Genomic DNA, 26497 nt, shown 5'->3' on the forward strand with positions numbered 1-26497 from the left:
GACCTGATGTCAGACACGCGCCCAGGATGTCGCGGTCTCGAGGATTTTCCGCAGGGTGGCGCGGATCGGTGCTGCGAACTCGGCGTCATAGGGCACCGGCCAATTGTCCGGCGTGCCCTTGCCATCGGGCTCGCGCATATAGATGCGGTTGGAGAGTTCCATCTGCAGTGCGTGCACGCCTTGTTGCGGCTGGCCGAAATGGCGTGTGATCCAGCCGCCCTTGAAGCGGCCGTTGATGACAAAGGTTTCACCGGTTTCGGCCATGATCTGGCCGACCATCGCCTGCAGCGTCGGATCGGCGCTCCTGCCGTCATTGGTGCCGAGATTGAAAACCGGCAGCGTGCCTTCGAACAGGCGCGGCAGCACTGAACGGATCGAGTGGCAGTCATAGAGCACGATCTTTTCGTGTAGCCCGCGCAACCGGCCGATCTCGGCCTGCAAGGCGGCATGGTACGGCACGAAGAATTCCTCGCGACGCTCGTCGATCTCCGACGGCCCCGGTTCTTCGCCCTCGCGATAGAGCGGATCGCCATCGAAGGTCTCGGTCGGGCAAAGGCCCGTCGTCGCCTGGCCGGGGTAAAGCGAGGCGCCGGAGGGATCGCGGTTGACGTCGATGACGGTGCGCGAGATCGCGGTGTGCACCACCGTCGCCCCGAGGCCGGCGGCAAAGTCATAGAGATTATCGATCCACCAATCGCAGTCGCGGCGGCCGAGCCAGGGCGAGACCAGCCGATTCTCAAGGCCGGCGAGGTCGATGCCGGCGTGTGGTATCGACACCAGCAACGGGGCTGTGCCGGGCGTGACCGTCAGCCAGGGCGCGCTTGCCATCACACCGCTCCGGAAATCGACGGCAGAGCCACACCGCCGGCGGCCTCGATGGCCGCACCGCTGCGCACCATGGCGATGGCTTTTTCCATATCGGGGTGGAAATGGCGGTCATTGTCGAGATGCGGCACTTCGGCCCGCACCAGCCTGCGCACCGCCTCCAGGGCGTCGCTCGAGGCCAGCGGCGCGTGGAAATCGCAGCCTTGGGCCGCGGCCAGCAGTTCGATGCCGATCACCGCGGTGGCGTTCTCGACCATGCCGATCAGCCGGCGCGCGCCGTGCGCGGCCATCGAAACATGGTCCTCCTGATTGGCCGAGGTGGGGATCGAATCGACTGATGCCGGATAGGCTTTCTGCTTGTTTTCGGAAACGAGCGCCGCCGCCGTCACCTGCGGGATCATGAAGCCGGAGTTCAGGCCGGGCTTGGGCGTCAGGAAGGCCGGCATGCCGGAAAGTGCCGGATCGACAAGCATGGCGATGCGGCGCTCCGACAGCGAGCCGATCTCGCAGACGGCGAGCGCGATCATGTCGGCGGCGAAGGCCACCGGCTCGGCGTGGAAATTGCCGCCGGAAAGCGCGGTGTCATCCTCGGCGAAGATCAGCGGATTGTCGGTGACGCCGTTGGCTTCGGTGCCCAGCGTGTCGGCCGCCTGGCGCAGCACGGTGAGTGCCGCGCCCATCACCTGCGGCTGGCAGCGCAGGCAATAGGGATCCTGCACGCGTTCGTCGCCAACCCGGTGCGATTCACGGATGGCGCTGCCGGCCATCAGATTGCGCAGGGCGTCGGCCGTCTCGACCTGCCCGGGATGCTTTCTCAGCACATGGATGCGCGGATCAAAGGGTGCGTCGGAGCCTTTTGCCGCGTCGGTCGACAGGGCACCGGCGACCAGCGCCGATTGGTAGAGCACTTCGGCCTCGAACAAGGCGGCCAGCGCATAGGCGGTCGAAAACTGGGTGCCGTTGAGCAGCGCCAGGCCCTCCTTGGCGCCCAGTGTCACCGGTTCCAGGCCATGCGAGACGAAGGCGACCTTGGCCGGGAAACGGCCATGTGGGGTAAAACATTCGCCGACGCCGATCATCACCGCCGTCATGTGCGATAGCGGGGCAAGGTCGCCGGAGGCGCCGACCGAACCTTGCGCCGGCACCACCGGGATGACGTCGTTGGCCAGCATCGCTTCCAGCAACTCGATGGTTTGCGGCCGCACACCCGACGCGCCCTGCGCCAGGCTGGCGAGCTTCAGCGCCATCATCAGCCGGCAAACGGCAACCGGCATCGGCTCGCCGACGCCGGCGGCGTGCGACAGGACGATGTTGCGCTGCAAGGTCTCGAGATCCTCGGCCGGGATGCGGACGCTGGCCAGTTTGCCGAAGCCGGTGTTGATGCCATAGACCGGCTCGCCCTTGGCGACTATCCTAGCGACGGCCTCGGCGCTCGCCTTGATTTTCGGCCGGCAGGCATCGTCCAGCTTGGGCACGGCGCCACGATAGATGGCGCGCCAGTCGGCCAGCGTCGCATTGCCGGGTTTCAGGGTCAGTTCGGTCATTGTCCTCTCCAGATGCGGGCATGCAGCGGGTTGAAGCCCATGCGGTAGACGAGTTCGGCGGGGCGCTCGATGTTCCAGATCGCCAGGTCGGCGGATTTTCCGGCTTCCAGCGTGCCGGTTTCTCCCAGCAAACCAAGCGCGCGGGCCGCCTCCCGGGTGACGCCGGCAATGCATTCATCGACGGTCAGGCCGAACAGGGTCGCGGCCATGTTCATGGTCAGAAGCAGTGAGGTCAGCGGCGAAGTGCCGGGATTGTTGTCGGTGGCGACAGCCATCCTGACGCCGTGCTGGCGAAACAAGCCGATCGGCGGCTTCTTGGTTTCGCGAATGAAATAGTAGGCGCCGGGCAGGATCGTCGCCACGGTTCCGGCCTTGGCCATCGCCGCTGCACCTGCCTCATCGGTGTATTCGAGATGGTCGGCCGACAGCGCACCGTAACGGGCGGCGAGTTCGGCGCCATGCAAATTGGACAGTTGGTCGGCATGAAGCTTGACCGGCAGGCCGGCCGCCTTTGCAGCATCGAAGACGCGCGCCATCTGTTCCGGCGAAAAGGCGATGCCCTCGCAGAAACCGTCGACGGCATCGGCCAGCCCCTCGGCGGCAACCGCCGGGAGAATTTCCTTGGCGACCAGATCGATAAAGGCGTCCTTGTCACCCTTGGCTTCCGGCGGCAGCGCGTGGGCGCCGAGGAAGGTCGTGCGGATCGTCACCGGCCGCTGGTTGCCCAGCCGCCGTGCGGCACGCAGCGACTTCTTCTCGTTTTCGAGGTCCAGGCCGTAGCCTGATTTTACCTCCACGGTGGTTACGCCCTCGGCAATCAGCGCATCGAGGCGTGGCAGTGATTGGGTGACCAGTTCGCTCTCGCTGGCGGCGCGCAGCGACTTGACCGAGGAGACTATGCCGCCACCAGCCCGGGCGACCTCTTCATAAGTGGCGCCGGCCAGCCGCATCTCGAATTCGTTGGCGCGGTTGCCGGCATGGACCAGATGGGTGTGGCAGTCGATCAGGCCGGGTGTGATCCAGCGGCCCTCGCAATCAACCGTCTCGGCGCCCTGGGCAAGTGTCGGGGGCAGCTCCGACTCGGGGCCGGCATAAACAATGCGGCCGTCACGCGCAGCGACCGCGCCATGTTCGACGACGCCAAGTCCGGCAGACCCGTCGGCCATTGTCGTCAGCCGCGCATTGCGCCACAGACGAAGATCCCCTGCCCGGCTTTTGCTCTTTGCAGCCATCATCTTTTCCGTTTCAATCGATGACGATTATGTATATACATATTGAAACGCACTGCAAGTGCCTTCATCGCATGAGACACAGAGAACCGGAGAGAAAAGTGGCAGCGATCTTTGCGGAACAGGCGCTCCTTCCCGATGGCTGGCGCGAAAATGTGCGGCTTACCCTGGCCGAGGGACGCATCACAGCCGTTCAGCCTGGCGCTGCTGCGGCAGCCGGCGACGAACGTCACGCGATCCTGTTGCCCGGCATGCCCAATTTGCACAGCCACGCCTTCCAGCGCGGCATGGCCGGCCTTGCCGAGCTTCGCGGCCCCTCCGCCGACAGTTTCTGGAGCTGGCGCGAGGTGATGTACCGTTTCGCCCTGTCGATGACGCCCGATCAGGTCGAGGCGGTTGCCGCACAACTCTATGTCGAGATGCTGGAGGCCGGTTTTTCCCGCGTCGGCGAATTTCACTATCTGCATCACGACCGCGATGGAAAACCCTACGCCAACCTCGCCGAGATGGCCGAGCGCATTGCGGCCGCGGCCGGCGAGGCAGGCATCGGCCTGACGCTTTTGCCGGTGTTTTATGCGCACTCGTCTTTCGGCGGTGCCGCACCAAACGAAGGCCAGCGGCGATTCATCAACGATGTGAATCGATTCTCGCGGCTTGTTGAGAAATGCCGCGAATCGGTTCGCGCGTTGGATCAGGCTGTTGTCGGCGTCGCTCCGCACAGCCTTCGCGCCGCGACACCGGAAGAACTGATTGACGTGACTGCCCTGGCGCCGGACGGGCCTATCCACATCCACATTGCCGAGCAGGTGAAAGAAGTCGAGGATTGCCTTGCCTGGTCGGGCGCGCGGCCGGTCGAATTTCTGCTGGCCAATGCCAAAGTCGACAAGCGCTGGTGCCTGATCCACGCCACCCACATGACCGATGCTGAAACCGTTGCCATGGCCAAAAGCGGTGCCATCGCCGGCCTATGCCCGATCACCGAGGCCAATCTCGGTGACGGCACTTTTGCCGCGCCGCTGTTCAGGGAACATGGCGGCCGCTATGGCGTCGGCTCCGATTCCAATGTGCTCATCGGCCTGCCCGACGAGTTGCGCCAGCTCGAATATTCGCAGCGCCTCGCCCACCGCGCCCGCAATGTGCTGGCGGTCGCAGGCGGCTCGACCGGCCGCGCACTGTTCGACGCCGCGCTCGACGGTGGCAGCGTCGCGCTTGGCGCCGGTGCTTCCGCGATCGCCGCCGGCGCATCCGCCGATCTTGTCTCGCTCGATCCCAAAAATCCCTCGCTGGCCGGCAAGAGTGGCGACGCGATCCTCGACGCCTGGATCTTCGCCAATGGCAGCAAGGTCGACTGCGTCTGGGTGCATGGCCGCAAACAGGTCAGCGGCGGCAGGCATGTGAAGCGAGAGGCCATCGCTGAGCGTTTTCGCAACGTGATGACGGCGCTTTCGGCATGAGCATGGCCGGTACAGTGGAGGCGGAAGGCGGCGGCTCGCTGCACCAGCGCATCCTCTCCGACATCAGCGAGAAAATCCTGTCCGGCGCCTGGGCGCCCGGTCATCGCATCCCGTTCGAGCATGAGTTGAGCGTGCAATACAATTGCTCGCGCATGACGGTGAACAAGGCGCTGTCGCAGCTTGCCAAGGCCGGACTGATCGAGCGCCGCCGCCGCTCAGGCAGCTTTGTGCGCCGGCCGCAGTCGCAGGCCGCGGTGCTGGAAATCCACGATATCCGCATCGAGGTCGAAGCGCTCGGCCTGCCCTATCGCTACGAGCGCGTCGCCCGACACAAAAGGCGCAGCAGCGCCGGGGATCGCGCGCTGCTGGAACTCGGCGTGGCCGGACCGGTGCTGGCGCTGGAGTGCGGTCATTTCGCCGGCGAGCGGCCGTTCGCGCATGAACAGCGGCTGATCAATCTCACCGCCGTGCCCGAGGCAGCGGACGAGGAATTCGTGGCCACCGCACCAGGACCATGGCTGATTGGCCGCGTGCCGTGGAGCGAAGCCGAGCACCGGATTCGCGCTGTCGCCGCCGACAGGCATATCGCGGCTGCACTCGATATAGAAACCGGTGCGCCCTGCTTGGTGGTCGAGCGACGGACGTGGAGCGCCGAGCACCCGGTCACCCATGTGCGCTTCACCTACGCGGCCGAGAGCCACACGCTGGTGGCGAGGTTCAGGCCGCAGGGGTGAGGCTGATCTCCCCCCACGTGGGGGGAGATTGGCAGCTTCAACGCCTCAAATCGCAGCGGTAATAATAATCTCGACCAGATATTCCGGGGCGGCGAGCTTTGCTTCGCCGGTGGCGCGGGCTGGCGTGTTGCCCTGCGGCACCCACTTGTCCCATTCCGCGTTCATCTCGGCAAAGGTGCTCATGTCGGCCAGCCAGATGATCGCCTGCAGGATCTTGGTCTTGTCGGAGCCAGCCTTGGCCAGCAATTCGTCGACAGCCGCCAGGATGTCCCTGGTCTGCGAAGCGACATTGCCGGTTGGCTGGCCGACCTGACCAGCCAGATAGACGGTATTGCCATGGATGACGATCTGGCTCATGCGCGGGCCGACATCGATGCGACGAATGCTCATTGGATGGTTCCTTCCTGTGGCGGTTGCGCTTCTTTAGAGTCGCGACCGGCTTGGGGCAAGGTCGCCAGGTCGAATCCCCTTGGGCCAACGGCATATGATACGCACACACGGCAAGTTGACCCTGCCGCCGCAATTCCGCCGGATTGGCTTGTTGACTAATGTAATAACATCACATATCCAATCGGCCGCTGCCAGCAGCCGGATTTCGCCGCCTACGGATCGCAGAATGACAAATACCTGCCTGACATTCCGCGACCTGACGCTTGGCTACGGCAGCCATCCGGCGATCCATCATCTCGACGGCACCATCCGCAAGGGCTCGCTGACCGCTGTGGTCGGCGCCAACGGCTCCGGCAAATCGACGCTGATGAAAGGTATTGTCGGCGTCCTGAAGCCGATGGCCGGCGAGGTTGTCCGCGCACCCGGTGTACGTGCCGCCTATCTGCCGCAGCAATCGGAGCTCGACCGGTCCTTTCCGGCGCGGGTGGTGGATCTGGTTTCGCTCGGCCTGTGGCCACGGCGCGGCCTGCTTGGCCGCTACACTAGGGAAGATCGCGATGACGTCAGCAAGGCGCTGATGGCGGTGGGCCTCGGCGGTTTTGAAAAGCGGCCGATCGACACGCTGTCGGGCGGCCAACTGCAGCGCACGCTGTTTGCCCGTGTCCTGCTGCAGGACGCCGACCTCATCCTGCTCGACGAACCCTTCAACGCCGTCGACGCCAAGACGGTCGGCGACCTCATTGCGCTGATCAAGCACTGGCATGGCGAGGAACGCACCATCATGGTCGTCGTCCACGATCTGGATCTGGTGCGGCAGAATTTCCCCGAAACGCTGCTTCTGGCCCGCCAGCCGATCGCCTGGGGCGAAACCCGGGAAACGCTGAAGCCTGAAAATCTGTTGCGCGCCCGCCGTTTTCACGAGGCCTGGGAAGAAAATGCACCCTGGTGCGAGCCGGGCGAGGACGCTCATGGTCACGATCACCATGGCCACGATCACGATCACCAACATGGCGTCGGACCGAGGGCTGCTTGATGGACATGCTTTACGGCCTAGTCATCGCGCCCTTCGCCGATTTCGCCTTCATGCAGCGGGCGTTGATCGGCTCGCTGATGCTGTCGCTCGGCGCCTGCCCGATCGGCGTCTTCCTTATGCTGCGGCGCATGAGCCTGTCGGGCGACGCCATGGCGCACGCAATCCTGCCCGGTGCAGCCGCCGGCTTCCTGTTCTATGGGCTGGAAATCCTGCCGATGACCATCGGCGGCCTGATCGCCGGCGTCATCGTCGCGCTCGGCGCCGGCGCCGTCTCGCGTTTCACCATCCAGCGCGAAGACGCCTCGATGGCGGCTTTCTACCTGATTTCGCTCGCCATCGGCGTGCTGATGGTGTCGATCCGCGGTTCCAGCGTCGATCTCATGCATGTGCTGTTCGGCACCGTGCTGGCGCTCAATGACGAGGCCCTGACGCTGATCGGCGGCATCGTCGCGGTGACGCTGGTCAGCCTCGCCATCTTCTGGCGGGCGCTGGTCGCCGAATGCCTCGACCCGCTGTTCCTGCGCTCGGTCAGCCGGCTCGGCAGCCCGGTGCATTTCATCTTCCTCGGCCTTGTCGTACTCAACCTCGTCGGCGGCTTCCAGGCGCTCGGCACGCTTCTATCGGTTGGGCTGATGATGCTGCCGGCCGCGGCCGCCCGCTTCTGGACGGTTCGCGTCGAGCCGATGTGCGTGCTGGCCGTACTGATCGGCTTCGCATCCTGCGTCGCCGGGCTGCTTTTGTCCTATCACGCCTCGCTGCCATCCGGCCCGGCCATCATCCTGTCGGCCGGCGTCGTCTATTTCGCCTCGATCCTGTTTGGCACGCGCGGCATCCTGCGCGCGCGCATCATCCATCACCGTCACAGAACGGCCTGATCCCCGCCCCTAGAAGGAGACCCCTCTATGCTGAAATCCATCCATGCCGCCCTGGCGATGAGCGTTATAACATTAACCGCCTTTGGCGCATCGTCGGCCTTCGCGGCCCCGCTGAAAGTGGTCGCCAGCTTCACCGTCATTGCCGATTTCGCCAAAAATGTCGGCGGCGACCGCATCGATGTCACCACCATCGTCGGGCCGGATGGCGATGCCCATGTCTACGAGCCGAGCCCGGCCGATGCGGTGGCCATGGCCAAGGCCGACATCGTGCTGGTCAACGGCCTGCATTTCGAAGGTTTTCTGCAGCGGCTGGTCGATGCCAGTGCCACCAAGGCCTCGATCATCACCTTGACCAAGGGCGTGACGCCGATCGATTTCAAGCCTGAATTCGCCGATGCCGACGCGGCCGAAGGTGCCGGCACCGGCGGCGGCAAGACGGTCACCGATCCCCACGCATTCCAGTCGATTGCCAACGCCAGGATCTATGTGAAGAACATCGCCGAGGCTTTCTGCGCGGCCGATTCGGAAGGCTGCGTCAGCTATCAGACCAATGCCGCCGCCTACACCAAGAAGCTTGATGCGGTCGAAGGTGAAGTGAAAGCGGCAATTGCCTCGATCCCAGAGAGCAAGCGCGTCGTCATCACCTCGCACGACGCCTTCGGCTATTTCGAACATGCATACGGCCTGACCTTCCTCGCCCCGCAAGGGGTCTCGACCGACTCCGAACCATCCGCCGCAGACGTTGCCAAGCTGGTCAATCAGGTGAAGCAGGACAAGGCGGCTGCGATCTTCGTCGAGAACATCACCAACCCGCGCCTGATCGAGCAAATCGCCAGCGAAACCGGCATCAAAGTCGGCGGCACGCTCTATTCGGACGCGCTGTCGCAGCCCGACGGCCCGGCCGCGACCTATATCGACATGATGCACAACAACATCCGTCAGATCAAAGGCGCTATTCTCGGCAGCTGAGTTTGAAGGATTGTCCAGCCGGGCCGCATCGGCCCGGTTGGATTTTCTGGCACGCAATGGCTATTTGGCAGAGAAATCCTTCGGCACGGATTGCCGCCCATGTCGGGGAGTGGCAAGACTGCCACCTGACCAGTTTGCGAGGATGCTGCCATGGAATACCGCGAAATCAGCGAGGACTATTCGGTCTCGGGCCAGATCCAGCCCGAAGACGTCGCCGCCATCAGGGAAGCTGGCTTCAAGAGTGTGATCTGCAACCGGCCCGATGACGAACAGCCGGGCCAGCCTTCTGCCGACACCGTCGGGGCAGCGGTCGAAGCCGCAGGCCTCGCCTTCCGCTACATTCCGGTGATCAGCGGCCAGATCACGGCCGAGAATGTCGAGGATCAGGCCGAAGCGCTCGAGGAACTCGACGGCCCGGTCTTCGCCTATTGCCGTTCCGGCGCCCGCTGCACCAATCTCTATGGACTGATCCAGCAGTCGAAGGGTTGAACGGCCCTTCCGTCATTAGGCTGGCGATCCTTCACACCCCCTCTGGCCTGCCGACGTATCAATGATATCCGCTCAGATTAAATCGGCAGCGCGCCGGTTTCCTTCAGCGTCTCCAGCACGATCGCCGTTTTCACATGCTGCACGGATTCGTGCGGCAGTAGCACGCCGTTGACGAATTCCGACAATGATTTGAGATCCGGCGTCACCACTTTCAGGATGTAGTCCATCTCGCCGGTCAGCGCGTGCGCTTCCTGCACTTCGGGCAGCCGCGCCACCAGTTCGCCGAAGCGCCTTGCATTGTCGCGATTGTGGGTGGCGAGCGTGACCGAAATGACGTTGACCAGGGAAAAACCGAGCTTGTCGCGGTCGAGAACGGCGCGATAGCCCCTGATGAAGCCGTCCTCCTCCAGCCGCTGACGGCGGCGCGAGCATTGCGACGCCGACAGGTTCACCCGCTCCGAAAGATCGTTGTTGGTCAGCCGCGCATCACCCTGCAACAGTGCCATTATCTTGCGGTCGAACTGGTCAATGCGCGCCTCATCCATGGCTTTCCCTTACATCATGCACGCTTCACGCATGACATCATCATTTCAAGCGTTTGAATGCAAGCACCGTGCGCCTCCTCCGCGTTATCATCGTGTCAAATCGCCTTTTCAGGCCAGGCCAGCTTTCGGAGGAATATTATGGGTCCCTTCCCGCACGACGCCCCGCCCGCCAGGATCAGCAAGGACAACCCGGCCGGCACCGATGGGTTCGAGTTCGTCGAATTCGCGCATCCGGAGCCGCAAAAGCTGGCTGAGCTGTTCACCCGCATGGGCTATATCGCGGTGGCCAAGCACCGCACGAAAGACCTCACCATCTGGCGGCAGGGCGACATCAACTATGTCGTCAACGCCGAGCCCGGCTCGCATGCGATGAAATTCGTCGACAGGCACGGCCCCTGCGCGGCTTCGATGGCATGGCGGGTGGTCGATGCCAAACACGCCTTCCACCATGCGGTCGCCAAGGGTGCCACACCTTACGAAGGCGCCGACAAGGCGCTGGACGTGCCGGCGATCGTGGGCATTGGCGGCTCGCTGCTCTATTTCATCGAGACCTACGGCAAGAAGGGTTCGGCCTATGATGCCGAGTTCGAGTGGCTGGGTGCGCGCGACCCGCGGCCGGAAGGCGTCGGCTTCTACTATCTCGATCACCTGACCCACAATGTCTATCGCGGCCAGATGGACAAATGGTGGGATTTCTACCGCAACCTGTTCGGCTTCAAGCAGATCCATTTCTTCGACATCGACGGCAAGATCACCGGCTTGGTCAGCCGCGCCATCACCTCGCCCTGCGGCAAGATCCGCATTCCGCTCAACGAGTCCAAGGACGAGACCAGCCAGATCGCCGAGTACCTGAAGAAGTACAATGGCGAAGGCATCCAGCACATCGCCGTCGGCACCGACGAAATCTACGAGGCCACCGACAGACTGGCCGAGAACGGGCTGAAGTTCATGCCCGGCCCGCCTGAAACCTACTACGACATGTCGTATGACCGCGTGAACGGCCATGACGAACCGATCGAGCGGATGAAGAAGCACGGCATCCTGATCGATGGCGAAGGCGTCGTCGACGGCGGCACGACCAAGATCCTGCTGCAGATATTCTCGAAAACCGTGATCGGGCCGATCTTCTTCGAGTTCATCCAGAGGAAGGGCGACGAAGGTTTTGGCGAAGGCAATTTCCGCGCGCTGTTCGAATCGATCGAGCAGGACCAGATCAAGCGTGGCGTGATCAAGGTTCAGGCGGCGGAATAGCCATCGAACTCACTTGCGGCCCGGCCAATTATGACCTAAATTCTGGTCATAAGAGGTCGTCTATGAATATCCCCATGGCAAAAGCGAAGGCTCAGCTTTCCGAATTGGTGAAACGTGCCCAGGCTGGCGAAGAGATCCATCTGACCAGACATGGAGAGGTTGTCGCAACCTTGAGCGCTCCCGTTCGGGCTGGTGGGAGCAAAGGCTTGCTTGGCGCCCTGAAAGGCCAGATTTGGATATCGGATGATTTTGATGAACTCGGTCCCGAATGGGACGAGTATATTAAATGAGCCGCAGATATCTGGTCGATACCCATATTCTGCTTTGGGTACTCAACGCCGATTCACGTCTTTCGGCGCGATATCTTTCTCACAGGCAAGGATGTGATCGTCAGCGCCGTCTCGGTGGCCGAGATCGCCATCAAGAAATCGCTCGGCAAAGTGACGCTCACAGGCGACATCGTGGACCTCCTGCGATCGAACGGGATTCCGATTCTCGGCGTAAACGAACTACACGCGGCGAGACTTGAACATCTGCCGCTTCACCACCGCGATCCCTTCGACCGCCTGCTTATTGCGCAGACCCAAATTGAAGGCCTGACGTTGATCTCCGCGGATCGGCAATTTTCAGCCTATGACGTCGTATTGGCCTGATCGCCCAAGCCCAGCCGCTTGACCTCTTTCGCCGGGCTGAAGAGACAATACCGCGCGGTAGAGTCGGTCGTTCGACCAGAGATTGTTGCCGGCCATGCTGCGCGGGTAGTCGGGCAGGCTCATCACGTCATCCGGTTGACCGCGACAGATACAAGCCCGCCCACATAACGACAAATCCAGCAAGAACGATCAGCAGCAACCAGTTCATACGCCGACGCATGCTCTGCGTTTCCGCGTCCCGCGCGACGTCCATGTTGGTGATGGTGTGGAACATCATCGCCTTGCGCGGAAAGCCGCTGCGGTTGGTCAGGTCAGGCGAGCGCGCCTCTATGCGATAGCTCAGCCGGATCGCCTGGATGAAGACCGCCAGTATGGCGAGTGCCCAGACACCGGCCAGCAGATAGACCCCCGTCATGCCCTTACCTCTCGTATTTCTCGACCTTCTGTTCGATGGCACCGAAGATCGAATGCCCAGCCTTGTCCTTCATCTCGATGCGCACCGTGTCGCCGAAGCGCAGGAATGGCGTTTTGGGTTCGCCTGACACAATGGTCTCGATCATGCGCAGTTCGGCGATGCAGGAATAGCCGGCGCCGCCGGCCGAGACAGGCTTGCCCGGCCCGCCGTCGAGCTTGTTGGAGACGGTGCCGGAACCGATGATCGTGCCGGCGGCCAATGGCCGTGTCCTTGCTGCATGAACGATCAGCGCCGGAAAGTCGAAGGTCATGTCGATACCGGCATTGGCGCGGCCGAACGGCTTGCCGTTGAGATCGGCAAGCAGCGGCAGGCTGACCTTGCCGCCGTCCCAGGCATCACCCAGTTCGTCCGGCGTCACAGCGACCGGCGAAAACGCCGAGGACGGCTTTGATTGGAAAAAACCGAAACCTTTGGCCAGTTCCGGTCCGGTGAGCGCGCGCAACGTAACGTCGTTGACCAGCATGACCAGTCGGATCGCTGCCTTTGCTTCTTCGAGGCTTGCACCCATCGGCACGTCGTCGACGATGACAGCGACCTCGCCCTCCATGTCGATGCCGAAGGCTTCGTCAGCCGTGCGGATCGGATCACGTGGCGGAATGAAAGAATCCGAGCCGCCCTGGTAGATCAGCGGGTCGGTCCAGAAGCTCGCCGGCATCTCGGCGCCGCGCGCTTTGCGCACCAGCTCGACATGGTTCACGTAAGCCGAGCCATCGGCCCATTGATAGGCACGCGGCAGCGGCGAATGGGCGTCATGTTCGTGGAAGCGCTCCGCCGGCATCGCATTGTTCTCAAGCGATTCCGCTATTGTCGCGAGATGCGGGGCGATGCGCCGCCAGTCGTCGAGCGCCGCCTGCAGCGTGCGAACCAGGAACGAGGCGTCGGTGAAGCGTGTCAGGTCGCGCGAGACGACGACGAGTTTCCCGTCGCGCGTCCCGTCCTTCAATGTGGCAAGCTTCATGCGGTTTCCTCTCCTGCTGCAGCTTTGGCGCTGCTTAAGCCCACAACAAGACCGTCGCGGGCGATCGTCAAGTCGCCGTTCCAAGTTTTCCTGACGGCGGCAGTCCAGTCGGCCTCGCCTATCAAAGAATCGTCGGCCGGAATGAGGTGGTTGAGCACCAATCTCTTCACGCCGGCATCGCTTGCGATGCTGCCGGCCTCTTCGGCAAAGCTGTGGCTGGCGAGCAGATGCTCTCTGAGCCGCGCACCATTGCCGGTCCTGGCCACCAGTCGCTCGATGCCTTCTTCCAGCATGGCTTCGTGGACGAGGATGTCGGCGCCTCGGGCAAAATCGGCGAGCGGCGGATAAAAGGCCGTGTCGCCGGAGAACACCACGCTTTTGGCGCCATGCTCGAAGCGAAGCGCAAAACAATCGGTCACCGGCGGATGCTCGACGCGCAGCGCCGAAACCGTCAAGCCGCCCTGCGCGACCACCTGGCCTTCGCCGAATTCGCTGATCGACACCAGATCGCGAATATCCGGCCGGCCTTCGTCAACGATGCGGATCTCGATGTCGAACTCCATCGCCTGGCAAAAGCGCCGCCAGTAATGACCGGTGCCGGGCGGACCGAACACGCCGACGGGCGTCGCGAGGCCCGCCGTCCAGGCGGTGTGGATCAGCGGCCCCAGTTCAAGCACATGGTCGGAGTGCAGATGCGTGATGAAGATCAGGTCGAGCGACTTCAGGCTGATGCCGGCATCGACCAGACCACGCGTCACGCCAAGGCCGCAGTCGACGACGATGCTGCGGCCGCCGATCTGCAGCAGCGACGAACTCGGCCATGGACCACCCGGCCGCAATGCCGGGCCACCCTTCGAGCCCAAAAGCACCAGCCGATCCGGCATTGGCTCGGTGATCAAGACCAGTCGCCCTCGGGCGTGCCGTTGAAACGCTTCTTCAGGTCGGCCCAGCAGTCGATGTAGTTGTCCTGCCGGGTTTCGAGCTCGGCGCCGTAGCGGGTCAGCATCTGCGGAAATCGGGTCTCGAACATGAAGGCCATGGTGTTGTCGAGCTTGACCGGTTTCAGCTCCGCGCGCGAGGCCTTTTCAAAGCCAGGCGCATCCGGCCCATGGGCCAGCATCAGATTGTGCAGGCTGATGCCGCCAGGCACGAAACCTTCTTCCTTGGCGTCGTACTGGCCGTGGATCAGGCCCATGAACTCGCTCATGATGTTGCGGTGGTACCAGGGCGGCCGGAAGGTATCTTCGGCCACCAGCCAGCGCGGCGGGAAGATGACGAAGTCGATGTTGGCCGTGCCCTCCTCGCCGCTTGGTGCCGTTAACACGGTGAAGATCGACGGATCGGGATGGTCGAACAAAAGCGCTCCGACCGGTGAAAAGGTCGCCAGATCATATTTGTAGGGCGCATAGTTGCCGTGCCAGGCAACGACATCGAGCGGCGAATGGCCGATCTCGGTGACATGGAAATTGCCGCACCATTTCACGATCAGCCGGCACGGCGTTTCCTTCTCCTCGAACCAGGCGCAAGGCGTCTTGAAATCGCGTGGGTTGGCCAGGCAATTGGCGCCGATCGGGCCGCGATCGGGCAGCGTCAACTTGGCGCCGTAGTTCTCGCAGACGTAGCCGCGCACTTCGGCGTCGACCAGCTCGACCTTGAAGACCAGACCGCGTGGCAGCACGGCGATCTCGCCGGGCCGCAGCTCAATGACGCCCATCTCGGTGACGAAGCGCAATGCGCCGACTTGCGGCACGACCAGCAACTCGCCGTCGGCATTGAAAAAATGATCGTCCGCCATCGAGGTGTTGGCGACATAGACATGCGCCGCCATGCCGGTCTGCCCGAGCACGTCGCCAGCGGTTGTGATGCTGCGCATACCGGCGATGAAATCGGTCGGCTCCTTCGGCATCGGCACCGGGTTCCAGCGATACTGGCCGAGCGCCAGTTCATGATCGCCGACATTGGGCGCACTCTTCCACAAGGGATAGCTCGCCGCCTTGAAGCGGCCGGTGTGCTTGACGCTCGGCCGGATGCGGTAGAGCCAGGACCGCTCATTGGTGCCGCGCGGCGCGGTGAAGGGCGAGCCTGAAAGCTGCTCGGCATAGAGGCCGTAGGCCGGCCGCTGCGGCGAATTCCGTCCCTGCGGCAACGAGCCGGGCAGCGTCTCGGTCTCAAAATCGTTGCCGAAGCCCGGCATATAGGAAAAGGCCATTGCTTCCTCCCGGAATGGATCTCAATTGACCAAACTGGTTTCATTTGTAACCATCGAAAATGTAACCATCAATGGCGGCTTTGAAAAATGGCGATCAGGAGCGAAGCGTCCGACGCGGCTGAAATTCTCAATCTGGAAAACTTCCTGCCCTACCGGCTCTACCGGCTTGCCGACGCCGTCAGCCGCGAATTTTCGAGGATATACAAGGACAGCCATGGCCTGACGCGGCCGGAATGGCGCACCCTTTCGGGGCTGGGGCAGCATGGAACGATGACTGCGACCGAACTCGGCGAGCAATCGGCTATGCACAAGACCAAGGTTTCACGCGCCGTGGCTGAACTCGAGCGGCGGCGCTGGTTGATGCGGACACCTGATGAGAAAGATCGCCGTATCGAACATCTGACGCTGACCGGAACGGGGCTTGCCGCCTATCGCGAGATGGTGCCGCTGGCGAAGGCGTTCGAACGGGATTTGCTGGCAAGGCTCAGCGCTGAAGAGCGCACGGCGATCACCAGCGGACTGGCTGCATTGGAGACCAGTCTGGTCCCGAGCAAGAGTTAGTCCAAGATCAAGCCAATCACTCTGAACGACGGAGTTCGAGCGAGACTGCGTGGAAACTCCCGAAGCATAGCATTGCTTTCGATTTAATCGTTATTTGCGTTGTCAGGCCGCGTATAATGCCCATCATACCGACAGGAGGACTACGATGAGCATTCGCACATTAAGTGTCCTGGTGACGCTGCTTGTAGGCACCTGCACATTTGCGCAGGCGCAGCAGACAAAGCCGATGTCGATCGAAGTGTTCCCTTTCGAATTGGAGGACAAGAGCGCCGGGGCGGGAATAATTCCCCCGGATGAATATGACAGGCGCTATCTGTCGGAATCAGCACAAGTTGCTAAGGACATGCTCTCCCAGTCTGGGCGTTTTACAGTAATTGATGTGCCGGCGAGGGATACACAGGCCACGGCGCCGCACGGATTGCGCAACTGCGCTGGTTGTGAAGGCCCGATTGCCAAGGAGCACGGCGCGTCGCTTGCCTTGCTTGGCGTCGTAACGCGCGTCAACCGAACAGAACATACTATGTTCATTCGCATCCTTGACGCCGAAACCGGGAAACATGTTTCGGAGGGGTTTACCGATCTTCGCATGGGTGCGAACTACGCGTGGCCCCGCTCCGTGAAATGGCTGATGAAAAACAGAATTCTGCGTTAGGGCGGCATCTACCAATCCATCACCACCTTGCCGGAACTGCCGCTGCGCATTGCATCGAAGCCGGCTTGGAAATCGTCGATGCCGATGCGGTGCGTGATAAGCCCGGAAACATCCAGCGGCCCCTGCACCAGCGCGATCATCTTGTACCAGGTCTCGAACATCTCGCGGCCATAGATGCCCTTGAGATGCAGCATCTTGAAGATGACCTTGTTCCAGTCGATCTCGAATCCGGTCGGGGCGATGCCCAGAATGGCGATCTTGCCGCCGTTGTTCATGGTGTCGATCATGTCGCGGAAGGCGGGGGCTGCGCCCGACATTTCGAGGCCGACATCAAAACCCTCGGTCATGCCGAGTGCCGGCATGACATCGCGCAGCTTTTCCTTGGACGCGTCGACGACATGCTGGACGCCGAGCTTTTTCGCCAGCGCCAGCCGCACCGGATTGATGTCGGTGATGACCACTTTTCGCGCGCCGACGCATTGGGCGACGAGCGCGCCCATGATGCCGATCGGCCCGGCGCCGGTGACCAGCACGTCCTCGCCGACCAGATCGAAGGAGAGTGCCGTGTGCACGGCATTGCCCAACGGATCGAAGATGGCGGCGATCTCGTCCGGCACATCATCGGGGATCGGCACGACGTTGTGCTGCGGGATAGCCAGATACTCACCGAAGGCGCCCGGACGATTGACGCCGACGCCGAGCGTGTTGCGGCACAGATGCCCTCGCCCGGCGCGACAGTTGCGGCAATGACCGCAGACGATGTGGCCCTCGCCCGACACGCGCTGGCCGACCTTGTATTCGGTGACCGCTGCGCCGAAATCGGCAACGGTGCCGACGAATTCATGGCCCGTCACCATCGGCACCGGCACCGTCTTCTGCGCCCACTGGTCCCAATTGTAGATGTGCACGTCGGTGCCGCAGATCGCCGTCTTCTTGATCTTGATCAGCACGTCGTTAGGGCCGATTTCCGGCACCGGCACCTCTTCCATCCAGATGCCTGGTTCGGCCTTGGCCTTCACCAGCGCTTTCATCATGTTCGACATGCTTTTGTCCCTTGAAGCTCTTGTTCCGGAATCGCTTTTCGATTCCGGCTTGTCAGGAAATCACCCCGAGTTCGCGCCCGACGGCGGCGAACGCTTCCACCGCGCGGTCGATATCGGCGCTGGAATGCGCCGCCGACATCTGCGTGCGGATGCGCGCCTGCCCCTTTGGCACCACCGGGAAGGAGAAGCCGATGACATAGATGCCGCGCTTCAGCATGCGCGCGGCCATCTCCTGCGCCAGGCTGGCATCGCCCAGCATCACCGGGATGATCGGATGATCCGCTCCGGCCAGCGTGAAGCCGAGCTTGCCCATTTGCGACCGGAACCGCGCAGCGTTGTCGTAGAGTTTGTCGCGCAGCCCATCGCCGTCCTTGATCAGCTCGAACACCTTGATCGAAGCGCCGGCGATCGCCGGCATCAGCGTGTTGGAAAAGAGATACGGCCGTGAGCGCTGGCGCAACCAGTCGACCACCTGGCTTTTGCCCGAGGTGTAACCACCGGAGGCCCCACCAAGTGCCTTGCCGAGCGTCCCGGTGATGATGTCGACCCTGCCCTCGACGCCGCAATGCTCGGCCGAGCCGCGGCCGTTCTGACCGACGAAGCCGACGGCATGGCTGTCGTCGACCATCACCATGGCGTCATACTTCTCGGCGAGGTCGCAGACACCCCTGAGATTGGCGATGATGCCATCCATCGAAAACACGCCGTCGGTGGCGATCAACCGGAAGCGGCAGTCCCGGGCTTCCTTCAGGCGCGCCTCGAGATCGGCCATGTCGTTGTTGGCGTAGCGGAAACGTTTGGCCTTCGACAGCCGCACACCATCGATGATCGAGGCATGATTCAAGGCATCCGAAATAATGGCGTCTTCCTCGCCCAGCAGCGTCTCGAACAGGCCGCCATTGGCATCGAAGCAGGAGCCGTAAAGGATGGTGTCTTCCATGCCGAGGAAGGAGGAAATCGTGGCTTCGAGTTGCTTGTGCTCTTCCTGCGTGCCGCAGATGAAGCGCACCGATGCCATGCCGTAGCCATAGCGGTCGAGCGCCTGCTTGGCAGCATTGCGCAAATCGGCGCTATCGGCGAGGCCGAGATAGTTGTTGGCACAGAAATTCAACACCTTGTCGCCGCCGACCTCGATCTCGGCCGACTGCGTCGAAGTGATCACCCGCTCCGACTTGTAGAGGCCTGCCGATTTGAGCCCCGCGAGCTCGCTGTCGATGTGGGAGAGGAATGCTGCGGTCATGACCTAGCCTCGTTTGATGTGGGCCGACTGTCGTCTCGTCCGCGCGAAAAATCCATCGCAAAAACGACCGGATCGGTGGCAAGCAGCACGATGCGGCCCCGATGTCGATCATCACGCGGCCGAGGAACGACGCCACGACAAAGGTTCTGGCCGATGACCGCTCAAATGCCGGTACGGTGCTAAACGAGCCGATAACCATTCCGCGATCTTTCCACGGCCGCCCCTTGCCGGACAGCCGTCGATTTCCGGTCCTGTTAACGTTTGCAGTTCAATGGTGCTCATACAAGAATCCCTAGGCAAGAATCCTTAGGCGAGAGGGCCGCCCCCGAAAATGTCGCAGCAGCCGGTGCAAACCGTTTCAGGCAAGCTCATACTGCTGATCAAGGCTGGCTATTGGCTGGCCCTGCTGATCATTGCGGCCATGGTGATCGCCTCCTTCATCCTGCTGCAGCAGATGATGGCCACCCAACAGCACAATCACACCTTGCTCGACATCGTCAGCACACAAAAGACGCTGTCGCAGCGCATCGTCTTCCTTGCCAGTGCAACGGGTGCCGGTTCACGCGACAAGCAACCGGCGCTGGTCAGCGCGCTCAAGCAGGCAACGGCGGAGTTCGAGACCAACTACGACCTGCTGCTCGATCAGACAGGAGCCGATCCGCAATCGCCGGCCAAGCTCGACCCGAAGTCGATCGAAAGCGTCCTCTTCGCCAAGCCCTTCCACCTCGACTATTTCTCCGTCGGGCTGATCGCCAATGGCGACCGCCTGATCTCGGCCTATGAATCGCAATTCAACGGCAATGGCGGCTACAAGGGCGGCGGCGAACGCGTCAATCTCGACGCCTCAGTCGCCAATGCGACCTTGTCGGGTTATGCCGCGCTCGGCCAGCGCATCACTGCCGACGCCGACGACCGCTCCGAGAAGCTGCTCGCTCTCCATCGCACGCTGTTCTACGCCACAATCGGCGTCATCATACTGGTGGCGCTCTTCATCTTCAGGCCGATGTCGAACGCCATCCTGCGCAAGACGCATGAACTGATCGACGCGCGCAATTCCATGGCCTTCATCGCGGTTCATGACGGCCTCACCGGCCTGCACAACCGCACGTTCCTGACCGATCATTTCGACACGCTGATCAAGGGCACGCACCGGCGTCGCGAACGCCTTGCCGTCGTCCAGCTCGATCTCGATCGGTTCAAGCAGATCAACGATACGCTCGGCCACGCCGCCGGCGACTATGTGCTGGTCGTCACGGCACAGCGCATGCGCGATTCCTGCCGGGCGTCGGATCTGTGCGTGCGCCTGGGCGGCGACGAGTTCGTCATGATCCTCGGCGGCGCCGGCGGCACCGAAGACATCAACATGCTGGCGCGGCGCATCTTGGCGCACATCAACGAGCCGATCGTCTTCCAGGGCACGACCATTCTCCCAGGCGCCAGCGCCGGCATCGCGGTCTATCCGATCGACGCCGACAATGCTGGGGATTTGCTGGTCCATGCCGACCTGGCGCTTTATTCCGCCAAGAAGCTTGGCGGTGGCAACTTCTCCTTCTTCTCCGAGGAACTGCGCCGCGAACTCGATTATCGCAAGCAGCTCGAGCACGACATCAAGGTCGCCATCGCGGAGCGGGCGTTCCAGGTCTATTTCCAGCCGCAGGTCTCGCTGACCAACGGCACGATCAGCGGCATAGAGGCGCTGGTGCGCTGGAACCATGCGGAGCGCGGCATGATCCCGCCCGGCGAATTCATCCCGGTCGCCGAGAAATGCGGCTTCATGCCCGAGATCGGCCGCATCGTCATCACCAAGGCGATCAACGAGGCGGCCGAATGGAATCGCGCCGGCATTGCCTTCGGACGGCTTGCCGTCAATGTTTCCGGCACCGAGCTGCGCGAGCACGATTTCGATGCGTTCTTGTTCGAGACGCTGGAAAAGGCTGGGCTGCCGCCGCAAAAACTGTCGCTGGAAATCGTCGAATCCGTCATCCTCGACGACGAAAAGACAGGCATCGCCGCCAAGCTGCGCCACATCAGGGCAGCCGGCGTCCATCTCGAACTCGATGATTTCGGCACCGGCTATGCTTCGCTCAGCCATGTCAACCCGAACGAGATCGACCGGCTGAAGATCGATCGCCGCTTCGTTCAGAACATCCATGAGAATGGCGACAACTCGAAGATCGTGCGCGCCATCACCGAGCTGGCGCGTGGCCTCGGCATCTCGATCGTCGCGGAGGGTGCCGAAACCGAGGCCGAGCTCGATTCGCTGATGGCGATCGGCTGTGACCAGGTGCAGGGCTACTCCATCGCCTTCCCGATGCCGCACGACAAGGCGCTGGAATGGCTGACCGCTCGCATGCCGAAGAAGGCCAAGCTGACGGTGCTGCAAGGAAGCCTGGCATAGGTACGGCCGGGCTGCCTTGACAACCGCGTGTGAAGATGGCCGCCTTGTCGTGATCGCAACAGGGATATCGGGGCTGATGACACCGTTTCGGTTTGCCCTTGCGGCACTGCTGATCTTTGCGGCCCCCGCCCAGGGCGCCGATCGCACCATCTATCTTACCTTCGACGATGGGCCGCTGAACGGCACAAGCAACATCCTCGACGTGCTGGAGGCCGAGCAGGTTCCTGCAACCCTATTCATGGTCGGCATGCACGCACAGGCGAGCGCTGCCAACAGAGCGCTCGTCCAGCGCGCCAAGCAGCTTCCTCTGGTGACGCTCGGCAACCACAGCTACAGCCATGCCTACAATCACTACCGGCATTTCTACGGCGACACCGAGGGTGTCGTCGCCGACATGGTACGGGCAAACGCGGTGCTCGGCTTGAAGCCCGTGGTGCATGCAAGGCTGCCGGGGCGCGACGTGTTCAGGCTGCCCTCCATGTCGAAGAACGACACTTCGCTTGGCCTCGCCCAGGAGGGGCATGAAGAGCCCGACTACGAATTTGTCGCGGCCTCAGGCTTCTATCTCTACGGCTGGGACCATGAATGGGTGCACAAGGACAACGGCGAGCCGGTGCAGAGCGTCGACCATCTGGTCAGCGAGATCGATCATCTGTTCGGCTATGGCCGCTTCGTCAAGCCCGGCAAGCTGATCCTGCTGATGCATGACGAGATGTTTCAGGACGGCTTCGACGGCAAGACGAAGCTGACCAATTTGATCGCCGCGCTGAAGCTGCGCCGTTACGCCTTTGGGGCAATCCAGGGCTACGACGACTGAACCGGTGAGGACGGCGAGTTCTTCAGCGGATGTGCATCGGTACCCGATGCTGTCGCATGGCCGGCAAGGCGTCAAAGCACCTCGATCGACTCCCCGCGCAGCTTGTGCCGACGCAATTTGATGTATGTGCGCAAATTAGGCGTCATCTGAAAGCCCACCAGCTTCGTCTCCTGGAGGGGAGCAGCCCACGCCATCGTCTCGTAGCGGGCGCCGTAACCTTCGATGGTGGCGGCAAGATTTTCGCGGCCCAGATTCCTGGCCAGAGTGGCGCAGGCAGCAACCCTCGAACGAATCGACTGGCCGTATTTGGGCGCAAACGCCAGTCCGCCGTCCGCCAGGTCATCGACCTCATGGGCAAGCGCCAGGAACAGAATGTCCTCGTCGCCGGTCGGCACACCTTTGTCCACAATGCGCTCGGGATCTCCCGTGTCGAATTTCAGTCCGACCACGCGAGCGACAAGACCCTCGACGCGAGGACCAATTTTTTGCTCCAGCCACTTGCGATGAGCATCGGTTCGCCTGCTGGATTTGCCGTCCGGATACTGGCCTCCGTCATAGGCGGCGTGAAACATAGCGGCGAGGACAAGATCGACGCTTTGGTCGAAATGCGCGACCGACGACGCAGCTCCCACCGCATGGCAGATGAAAGGCCGTCCCGTCTTGCGATAACGGCCGTTGAACATCGCGCAACACACACGATACGCCTTCTGCACCCTGGCGATATCGGCAAGCGGATATCCAGCCTCGTATAGCTGGATGTAAAGCGCCGTGTTGGTCTGGCGCGGAACGAACAGATCTTCTTTGGTCAACTTGTCCCCCCGAACGTTGTTAGGTTTTCCGGCGACTTCTCGCTCCCGAAGCCAGCGGCTTCGGTATTCTTGCACAGATTTTACAGAAGAGTTGAGCCTGACCTCTTCCCACCAGGATCAGCCGGACAATGGAACGTTACAAATGTGATGAGGGAAGTCCAGTCCAAGGAAATTCTTGGTCCGCAGGGTTCTATCCCCCGACATTGCCCCGCAACACAGCCAGCACCTGCGCGAACTCCGCCAGACGCTCGTCGGTCAATCCCACTCGCAGCCGCTTGTCGAAGACGAGCGCGGCCTTGCGCAGTGTCTCGAACATCGCTTCTCCGGCCTCGGTCAATTCGACCAGATGAACCCGGCGGTTGACGGGGTCGCGGCGGCGCATCAGCAGGCCCTGCGCCTCCATGGCGTTGAGATGATGGGTCAGCGTCGCGCCCTGGATACCGATCATGCCGGCAAGCTCGCGCTGGTTGGCAAGGTTGCTCGACTTGACCGATAGCAGCGTGAGCCAGATCGGCAATGTACCTCCAGCCTCGACCAGGGCAGCATCGAAGGCCTGGGCAACCAGCTTGGCGGTTCGTCCGAGATTCATGCCGACTGGCGGGCGGTCAAAGGGTGTCATTGCAGGACCCTAGACGGTGTCATGCACGGATGGAACTGGCACGACTTATATATTGACATCTAACCATTCGATATCTAATTATCTAGAGATGGCGGGCTAAAGAGGAAATCCGGTCATGCAATATGTCTACATCGTCGTTATCGGTCTTCATGTCATGGCAGGCGTATTCTGGGCGGGCACGACCATCGCGGTCGGCCGTGACCCGGACATCCGGGCGGAACGGTTCTTCCGGCCGCAAATGGGCGCTGCCGGCCTGGTTTTCCTGACCGGCATACTGCTCTGGTATTTCTTTCACGAGGGTGTTTTCGGCTCGATGGAGAAGGTGCTGGCGCTGGGCATCGTGACGGCCCTGATCGCCGCCGGCGTGCAAGGCGCGCTGGTAGGCTCAACCAGCAGGCAGCTTGCCGGTGCCGATGCGGCAACGGAAAGGCAGTTGCGCGCGAAGATGACAAGAGGCGAGCGCATTGCCGGGGGGCTGTTGGTGCTGACAGTGCTGTGCATGGCCACCGCCAGAATGTTTTGAACGCCGCCACGCGGCACACCCTCACAGAATCGTGCGTTGTCTGGCGACGAGCCAATGACGCGCGAGCGCGCGGCCAGACCGAAGTACATGGGCTCTCGTACGCAGGTCCGGCCGCGCGCCACCGATCCTGGCAACGCCCAATTTCAGATCCGCAAGCCGAACCTGATGCCGTCGTAGATGGCGGCATGGATGTTGCGCGAAGCGACCGCGTCGCCGATGCGGAACAGTACAAAGCCGCCTTCTGGATTGCGCTTGGGGAAGATGTCGCCACCGCTCACCAGCCGTTCGTAGTCGACCGCACCGCCGTTCTTCGACAGAGGCTTCAGCGAGAGATAGAGATCATCGAGCGGCAACGTACCGTGCTCGACCACCACCTGGTCGACCCTGCGCTCGCCGCGCCAGCCATCGGCGAAATCCGATGCCAGTTCGGCGACCAGTTGGTTGCCCTCGCGGCGCACCGAACGCAGCCGCGTGTTGATGGTGATGCTGACGCCCTTTTCCTGAAAGGCGCGCATGTACGGCACATGGTTCATGCCGCCCATTTCCGGGGCAAAGAAACGTTCGGGCGAGACAAGTTCGAGTTTCGAGCCGGCATTGGCGATCAGTTCGGCGGCGCCCATGCCCTGATGGCCGCCATTGTCGTCATAGAGCAGTACATTTTCGGCCGGCTTGACGCTGCCGGCCATGATGTCCCAGCTTGAGGTGACAAGATTGTCGCCGGCCGTCAGCGGCGGGTTCTGCGGCAGGCCGCCGGTGGCGACCACCACCACGTCGGGTGACAGCGCCAGAACATCGTCCTTCTCCGCCCAGGTGTCGTAGCGGATCTCGACGCCGAGCCGGGCGAGTTCAGCCAGCCGCCAGTCGATGATACCGATCAGCTCCTTGCGGCGCGGATTCTGCGTCGCCAGTCGAATTTGGCCGCCGGCCTGGCTCGATGCTTCAAGCACCGTCACCTTGTGGCCGCGCTCGGCTGCGACCCGCGCAACCTCCAGCCCGCCGGCGCCGGCTCCGATGACCACGATTTTCTGCTTCGGTCCTTCGGTCTTGACGATGATATGCGGGATTTCGGCCTCGCGGCCAGTCGCGGCATTGTGGACGCAAAGCGCTTCGCCGCCCTCATAAATGCGGTCGAGACAATAGGTGGCGCCCACGCACGGGCGGATCTCATGCTCGCGGCCCTCCATCACCTTTTTGATGATGTGCGGATCGGCGATATGGGCGCGGGTCATGCCGACCATGTCGAGCTTGCCGGTGGCAATGGCGTGGCGTGCGGTGGCCACGTCGGATATGCGCGCCGCGTGGAAGGTCGGGAATTTCGTCGCCGCCCTCACCTCTCCGGCGAAATCGAGATGCGGCGACGAGCGCATGCCGGCCACCGGTATGACCTTGGTCAGCGCCGCATCGCTTTCGATCGAGCCGCGGATGATGTTGAGGAAATCGACCTTGCCGGAATTGGCCAGCCGCCTGGCGATCTCGATGCCCTCCTGTTTGGACAGGCCTTTTTCGAAATCTTCGTCAGCGACCATGCGGATGCCGACGACGAATTTCTCGCCGACCGACGCACGCACGGCATCAAGCACCATGTTGGTGAAGCGCAGGCGGTTGTCGAGCGAGCCGCCGAATTCGTCGTCGCGATGGTTGGTGGCCGGCGACCAGAAGCCGTCCATCAGATGGCCGTAGGATTCGAACTCGATGCCGTCCAGGCCGGCGGCCTGACAGCGCTGGGCGGCCGAAGCATAGTCGGCGACGATGCGCTCGATGTCCCAGTCCTCGATGGTTTTCGGGAATGCGCGATGCGCCGGCTCACGCACCGGCGAGGCCGAGAGCACCGGCAGCCAGTCGGCCTTGTTCCAGCCGGTACGGCGGCCGAGATGGGTGATCTGGATCATCACCTTGCAGTCGTGCTCGTGGCAGGCATCGGCGAGCTCGGCCAGCCACGGCACGATCCTGTCGTCATAGACATGCAGATTGCCGAAAGCGGCCGGGCTGTCGCGCGAGACGATCGCCGAGCCGGCGGTCATGGTCAGCGCCATACCGCCCTTGGCCTTCTCGGCATGGTAGAGCCGGTATCGCTGTTTCGGCATGCCGTCCTCGGAATAGGCCGGCTCATGGCTGGTCGACATGACCCGGTTCTTCAGCGTCAGATGTTTGAGCTGGTAGGGCTGGAGAAGCGGATCGTTGGAGGTCATCGTCTTCCTGCGG

The 26497-nt window shown here is 62.3% G+C and carries 28 protein-coding genes and 1 pseudogene; 14 read left to right on the forward strand and 15 right to left on the reverse strand.

Annotation, left to right across the window (positions count from 1 at the left end):
• Positions 1–9: 9 nt before the first annotated feature.
• The 3 genes from hutG to hutI are packed head-to-tail and all read right to left on the reverse strand — an operon-like array spanning position 10 to position 3601.
• On the reverse strand, positions 10–828 hold the full coding sequence (gene hutG / locus EOC83_RS11100; protein WP_063167744.1) for an N-formylglutamate deformylase: 819 nt from the start codon (positions 826–828) through the stop codon (positions 10–12).
• Positions 828–2369 (reverse strand): histidine ammonia-lyase, encoded by a 1542-nt coding sequence (gene hutH, locus EOC83_RS11105; RefSeq protein WP_027162456.1) that lies wholly within the window; start codon positions 2367–2369, stop codon positions 828–830. The genes hutG and hutH overlap by 1 nt, the downstream gene beginning before the upstream one ends.
• Positions 2366–3601, reverse strand: coding sequence for an imidazolonepropionase (gene hutI, locus EOC83_RS11110; RefSeq protein WP_063167743.1), 1236 nt, complete (start codon positions 3599–3601; stop codon positions 2366–2368). The genes hutH and hutI overlap by 4 nt, the downstream gene beginning before the upstream one ends.
• 98 nt (positions 3602–3699) lie before the next feature.
• On the opposite strand from hutI, the gene EOC83_RS11115 reads away from it, so the two are divergent.
• Together EOC83_RS11115 and hutC are read left to right on the forward strand one after the other, a co-directional pair.
• Positions 3700–5052 carry a formimidoylglutamate deiminase gene (locus tag EOC83_RS11115; RefSeq protein WP_024505593.1) on the forward strand — a complete coding sequence of 451 codons (1353 nt, stop codon included), beginning with the start codon at positions 3700–3702 and terminating at the stop codon, positions 5050–5052.
• Positions 5049–5786, forward strand: a complete 738-nt coding sequence (hutC, locus tag EOC83_RS11120; RefSeq protein ID WP_082826433.1) for a histidine utilization repressor — start codon at positions 5049–5051, stop codon at positions 5784–5786. The genes EOC83_RS11115 and hutC overlap by 4 nt, the downstream gene beginning before the upstream one ends.
• Positions 5787–5831: 45 nt before the next feature.
• On the opposite strand, the gene EOC83_RS11125 is transcribed toward hutC, so the two are convergent.
• Positions 5832–6176, reverse strand: a complete 345-nt coding sequence (locus EOC83_RS11125) for a RidA family protein (RefSeq protein WP_013532306.1) — start codon at positions 6174–6176, stop codon at positions 5832–5834.
• Positions 6177–6402: 226 nt separating this feature from the next.
• Between EOC83_RS11125 and aztA the strand changes: the two genes are divergently transcribed.
• From aztA to EOC83_RS11145, 4 genes are all read left to right on the forward strand, one after another.
• Positions 6403–7209, forward strand: coding sequence for a zinc ABC transporter ATP-binding protein AztA (gene aztA, locus EOC83_RS11130; protein WP_063167741.1), 807 nt, complete (start codon positions 6403–6405; stop codon positions 7207–7209).
• On the forward strand, positions 7209–8084 hold the full coding sequence (aztB, locus tag EOC83_RS11135; RefSeq protein ID WP_013532308.1) for a zinc ABC transporter permease AztB: 876 nt from the start codon (positions 7209–7211) through the stop codon (positions 8082–8084). The genes aztA and aztB overlap by 1 nt, the downstream gene beginning before the upstream one ends.
• 27 nt (positions 8085–8111) lie before the next feature.
• Positions 8112–9053 carry a zinc ABC transporter substrate-binding protein AztC gene (aztC, locus tag EOC83_RS11140; protein WP_013532309.1) on the forward strand — a complete coding sequence of 314 codons (942 nt, stop codon included), beginning with the start codon at positions 8112–8114 and terminating at the stop codon, positions 9051–9053.
• 150 nt (positions 9054–9203) lie between these two features.
• On the forward strand, positions 9204–9542 hold the full coding sequence (locus tag EOC83_RS11145) for a TIGR01244 family sulfur transferase (protein WP_063167740.1): 339 nt from the start codon (positions 9204–9206) through the stop codon (positions 9540–9542).
• A 77-nt stretch (positions 9543–9619) separates the two neighbouring features.
• Here the strand turns inward: EOC83_RS11145 and EOC83_RS11150 are convergent, their stop codons facing one another.
• Positions 9620–10087 carry an Lrp/AsnC family transcriptional regulator gene (locus EOC83_RS11150; protein WP_013532311.1) on the reverse strand — a complete coding sequence of 156 codons (468 nt, stop codon included), beginning with the start codon at positions 10085–10087 and terminating at the stop codon, positions 9620–9622.
• A 138-nt stretch (positions 10088–10225) separates the two neighbouring features.
• Between EOC83_RS11150 and hppD the strand changes: the two genes are divergently transcribed.
• The 3 genes from hppD (at position 10226) to EOC83_RS11165 (ending at position 11991) form a co-directional block, all read left to right on the forward strand.
• The gene (gene hppD, locus EOC83_RS11155; RefSeq protein ID WP_063167739.1) at positions 10226–11338 is read left to right on the forward strand and encodes a 4-hydroxyphenylpyruvate dioxygenase; all 1113 of its coding nucleotides are present in this window, start codon (positions 10226–10228) and stop codon (positions 11336–11338) included.
• Positions 11339–11400: 62 nt separating this feature from the next.
• Positions 11401–11628, forward strand: coding sequence for a type II toxin-antitoxin system prevent-host-death family antitoxin (locus EOC83_RS11160; protein ID WP_013532313.1), 228 nt, complete (start codon positions 11401–11403; stop codon positions 11626–11628).
• 93 nt (positions 11629–11721) lie between these two features.
• The gene (locus EOC83_RS11165) at positions 11722–11991 is read left to right on the forward strand and encodes a type II toxin-antitoxin system VapC family toxin (RefSeq protein ID WP_244514291.1); all 270 of its coding nucleotides are present in this window, start codon (positions 11722–11724) and stop codon (positions 11989–11991) included.
• Positions 11992–12018: 27 nt separating this feature from the next.
• Here the strand turns inward: EOC83_RS11165 and EOC83_RS33180 are convergent.
• From EOC83_RS33180 to hmgA, 5 genes and pseudogenes are all read right to left on the reverse strand, one after another.
• Positions 12019–12114 (reverse strand): annotated as a pseudogene (locus EOC83_RS33180) (damage-inducible protein DinB); the annotation flags it as partial.
• Positions 12115–12118: 4 nt separating this feature from the next.
• Positions 12119–12406 carry a hypothetical protein gene (locus EOC83_RS11175; protein ID WP_063167738.1) on the reverse strand — a complete coding sequence of 96 codons (288 nt, stop codon included), beginning with the start codon at positions 12404–12406 and terminating at the stop codon, positions 12119–12121.
• A gap of 4 nt (positions 12407–12410) precedes the next feature.
• On the reverse strand, positions 12411–13424 hold the full coding sequence (locus tag EOC83_RS11180; protein WP_063167737.1) for a fumarylacetoacetate hydrolase family protein: 1014 nt from the start codon (positions 13422–13424) through the stop codon (positions 12411–12413).
• Positions 13421–14308, reverse strand: coding sequence for an MBL fold metallo-hydrolase (locus EOC83_RS11185; RefSeq protein WP_032899759.1), 888 nt, complete (start codon positions 14306–14308; stop codon positions 13421–13423). Before EOC83_RS11185 ends, EOC83_RS11180 begins: the two co-directional genes overlap by 4 nt.
• A gap of 11 nt (positions 14309–14319) precedes the next feature.
• Positions 14320–15633: a homogentisate 1,2-dioxygenase gene (hmgA, locus tag EOC83_RS11190; protein WP_024505602.1), complete on the reverse strand. Its 1314-nt coding sequence runs from the start codon at positions 15631–15633 to the stop codon at positions 14320–14322.
• A gap of 87 nt (positions 15634–15720) precedes the next feature.
• On the opposite strand from hmgA, the gene EOC83_RS11195 reads away from it, so the two are divergent.
• Both EOC83_RS11195 and EOC83_RS11200 read left to right on the forward strand, forming a co-directional pair.
• On the forward strand, positions 15721–16194 hold the full coding sequence (locus EOC83_RS11195) for a MarR family transcriptional regulator (RefSeq protein ID WP_024505603.1): 474 nt from the start codon (positions 15721–15723) through the stop codon (positions 16192–16194).
• 145 nt (positions 16195–16339) lie between these two features.
• Complete coding sequence (locus tag EOC83_RS11200) at positions 16340–16846, forward strand: DUF2380 domain-containing protein (protein WP_063167736.1); 507 nt, start codon at positions 16340–16342, stop codon at positions 16844–16846.
• A gap of 8 nt (positions 16847–16854) precedes the next feature.
• Here EOC83_RS11200 and tdh read toward each other — a convergent pair whose 3' ends face one another.
• Both tdh and EOC83_RS11210 read right to left on the reverse strand, forming a co-directional pair.
• The gene (gene tdh, locus EOC83_RS11205; protein ID WP_013532321.1) at positions 16855–17889 is read right to left on the reverse strand and encodes an L-threonine 3-dehydrogenase; all 1035 of its coding nucleotides are present in this window, start codon (positions 17887–17889) and stop codon (positions 16855–16857) included.
• A gap of 52 nt (positions 17890–17941) precedes the next feature.
• Positions 17942–19129: a glycine C-acetyltransferase gene (locus tag EOC83_RS11210; protein ID WP_063167735.1), complete on the reverse strand. Its 1188-nt coding sequence runs from the start codon at positions 19127–19129 to the stop codon at positions 17942–17944.
• A gap of 331 nt (positions 19130–19460) precedes the next feature.
• Here EOC83_RS11210 and EOC83_RS11215 point away from each other — a divergent pair, with 331 nt between their 5' ends.
• Both EOC83_RS11215 and EOC83_RS11220 read left to right on the forward strand, forming a co-directional pair.
• Positions 19461–21527: an EAL domain-containing protein gene (locus EOC83_RS11215; RefSeq protein ID WP_063167734.1), complete on the forward strand. Its 2067-nt coding sequence runs from the start codon at positions 19461–19463 to the stop codon at positions 21525–21527.
• A 76-nt stretch (positions 21528–21603) separates the two neighbouring features.
• Positions 21604–22344: a polysaccharide deacetylase family protein gene (locus EOC83_RS11220; protein ID WP_081714379.1), complete on the forward strand. Its 741-nt coding sequence runs from the start codon at positions 21604–21606 to the stop codon at positions 22342–22344.
• 71 nt (positions 22345–22415) lie between these two features.
• Here the strand turns inward: EOC83_RS11220 and EOC83_RS11225 are convergent, their stop codons facing one another.
• Both EOC83_RS11225 and EOC83_RS11230 read right to left on the reverse strand, forming a co-directional pair.
• Positions 22416–23228 carry a DUF6817 domain-containing protein gene (locus EOC83_RS11225; protein ID WP_224620272.1) on the reverse strand — a complete coding sequence of 271 codons (813 nt, stop codon included), beginning with the start codon at positions 23226–23228 and terminating at the stop codon, positions 22416–22418.
• Between the two features lie 115 nt (positions 23229–23343).
• A complete protein-coding gene (locus EOC83_RS11230; RefSeq protein ID WP_013532326.1) occupies positions 23344–23772 on the reverse strand; it encodes a MarR family winged helix-turn-helix transcriptional regulator in 429 nt (142 codons plus the stop codon).
• Between the two features lie 115 nt (positions 23773–23887).
• On the opposite strand from EOC83_RS11230, the gene EOC83_RS11235 reads away from it, so the two are divergent.
• Positions 23888–24295 (forward strand): hypothetical protein, encoded by a 408-nt coding sequence (locus EOC83_RS11235; RefSeq protein ID WP_063167732.1) that lies wholly within the window; start codon positions 23888–23890, stop codon positions 24293–24295.
• Between the two features lie 143 nt (positions 24296–24438).
• Here EOC83_RS11235 and EOC83_RS11240 read toward each other — a convergent pair whose 3' ends face one another.
• The gene (locus EOC83_RS11240) at positions 24439–26484 is read right to left on the reverse strand and encodes an NADH:flavin oxidoreductase (RefSeq protein WP_063167731.1); all 2046 of its coding nucleotides are present in this window, start codon (positions 26482–26484) and stop codon (positions 24439–24441) included.
• Positions 26485–26497: the final 13 nt, after the last annotated feature.

This window comes from Mesorhizobium sp. Primo-A (assembly GCF_003997175.1).
GTDB lineage: Bacteria > Pseudomonadota > Alphaproteobacteria > Rhizobiales > Rhizobiaceae > Mesorhizobium > Mesorhizobium ciceri.

Excerpts from the sequence above, each read along its gene's own strand:
- hutG (WP_063167744.1), bottom strand. The coding sequence starts at position 828 with ATGGCAAGCGCGCCCTGGCTGACGGTCACGCCCGGCACAGCCCCGTTG.
- hutH (WP_027162456.1), bottom strand. The coding sequence starts at position 2,369 with ATGACCGAACTGACCCTGAAACCCGGCAATGCGACGCTGGCCGACTGG.
- hutI (WP_063167743.1), bottom strand. The coding sequence starts at position 3,601 with ATGGCTGCAAAGAGCAAAAGCCGGGCAGGGGATCTTCGTCTGTGGCGC.
- hutC (WP_082826433.1), top strand. The coding sequence starts at position 5,049 with ATGAGCATGGCCGGTACAGTGGAGGCGGAAGGCGGCGGCTCGCTGCAC.
- EOC83_RS11125 (WP_013532306.1), bottom strand. The coding sequence starts at position 6,176 with ATGAGCATTCGTCGCATCGATGTCGGCCCGCGCATGAGCCAGATCGTC.
- aztA (WP_063167741.1), top strand. The coding sequence starts at position 6,403 with ATGACAAATACCTGCCTGACATTCCGCGACCTGACGCTTGGCTACGGC.
- aztB (WP_013532308.1), top strand. The coding sequence starts at position 7,209 with ATGGACATGCTTTACGGCCTAGTCATCGCGCCCTTCGCCGATTTCGCC.
- aztC (WP_013532309.1), top strand. The coding sequence starts at position 8,112 with ATGCTGAAATCCATCCATGCCGCCCTGGCGATGAGCGTTATAACATTA.
- EOC83_RS11145 (WP_063167740.1), top strand. The coding sequence starts at position 9,204 with ATGGAATACCGCGAAATCAGCGAGGACTATTCGGTCTCGGGCCAGATC.
- EOC83_RS11150 (WP_013532311.1), bottom strand. The coding sequence starts at position 10,087 with ATGGATGAGGCGCGCATTGACCAGTTCGACCGCAAGATAATGGCACTG.
- hppD (WP_063167739.1), top strand. The coding sequence starts at position 10,226 with ATGGGTCCCTTCCCGCACGACGCCCCGCCCGCCAGGATCAGCAAGGAC.
- EOC83_RS11160 (WP_013532313.1), top strand. The coding sequence starts at position 11,401 with ATGAATATCCCCATGGCAAAAGCGAAGGCTCAGCTTTCCGAATTGGTG.
- EOC83_RS11175 (WP_063167738.1), bottom strand. The coding sequence starts at position 12,406 with ATGACGGGGGTCTATCTGCTGGCCGGTGTCTGGGCACTCGCCATACTG.
- EOC83_RS11180 (WP_063167737.1), bottom strand. The coding sequence starts at position 13,424 with ATGAAGCTTGCCACATTGAAGGACGGGACGCGCGACGGGAAACTCGTC.
- EOC83_RS11185 (WP_032899759.1), bottom strand. The coding sequence starts at position 14,308 with ATGCCGGATCGGCTGGTGCTTTTGGGCTCGAAGGGTGGCCCGGCATTG.
- hmgA (WP_024505602.1), bottom strand. The coding sequence starts at position 15,633 with ATGGCCTTTTCCTATATGCCGGGCTTCGGCAACGATTTTGAGACCGAG.
- EOC83_RS11195 (WP_024505603.1), top strand. The coding sequence starts at position 15,721 with ATGGCGATCAGGAGCGAAGCGTCCGACGCGGCTGAAATTCTCAATCTG.
- EOC83_RS11200 (WP_063167736.1), top strand. The coding sequence starts at position 16,340 with ATGAGCATTCGCACATTAAGTGTCCTGGTGACGCTGCTTGTAGGCACC.
- tdh (WP_013532321.1), bottom strand. The coding sequence starts at position 17,889 with ATGTCGAACATGATGAAAGCGCTGGTGAAGGCCAAGGCCGAACCAGGC.
- EOC83_RS11210 (WP_063167735.1), bottom strand. The coding sequence starts at position 19,129 with ATGACCGCAGCATTCCTCTCCCACATCGACAGCGAGCTCGCGGGGCTC.
- EOC83_RS11215 (WP_063167734.1), top strand. The coding sequence starts at position 19,461 with ATGTCGCAGCAGCCGGTGCAAACCGTTTCAGGCAAGCTCATACTGCTG.
- EOC83_RS11220 (WP_081714379.1), top strand. The coding sequence starts at position 21,604 with ATGACACCGTTTCGGTTTGCCCTTGCGGCACTGCTGATCTTTGCGGCC.
- EOC83_RS11230 (WP_013532326.1), bottom strand. The coding sequence starts at position 23,772 with ATGACACCCTTTGACCGCCCGCCAGTCGGCATGAATCTCGGACGAACC.
- EOC83_RS11235 (WP_063167732.1), top strand. The coding sequence starts at position 23,888 with ATGCAATATGTCTACATCGTCGTTATCGGTCTTCATGTCATGGCAGGC.
- EOC83_RS11240 (WP_063167731.1), bottom strand. The coding sequence starts at position 26,484 with ATGACCTCCAACGATCCGCTTCTCCAGCCCTACCAGCTCAAACATCTG.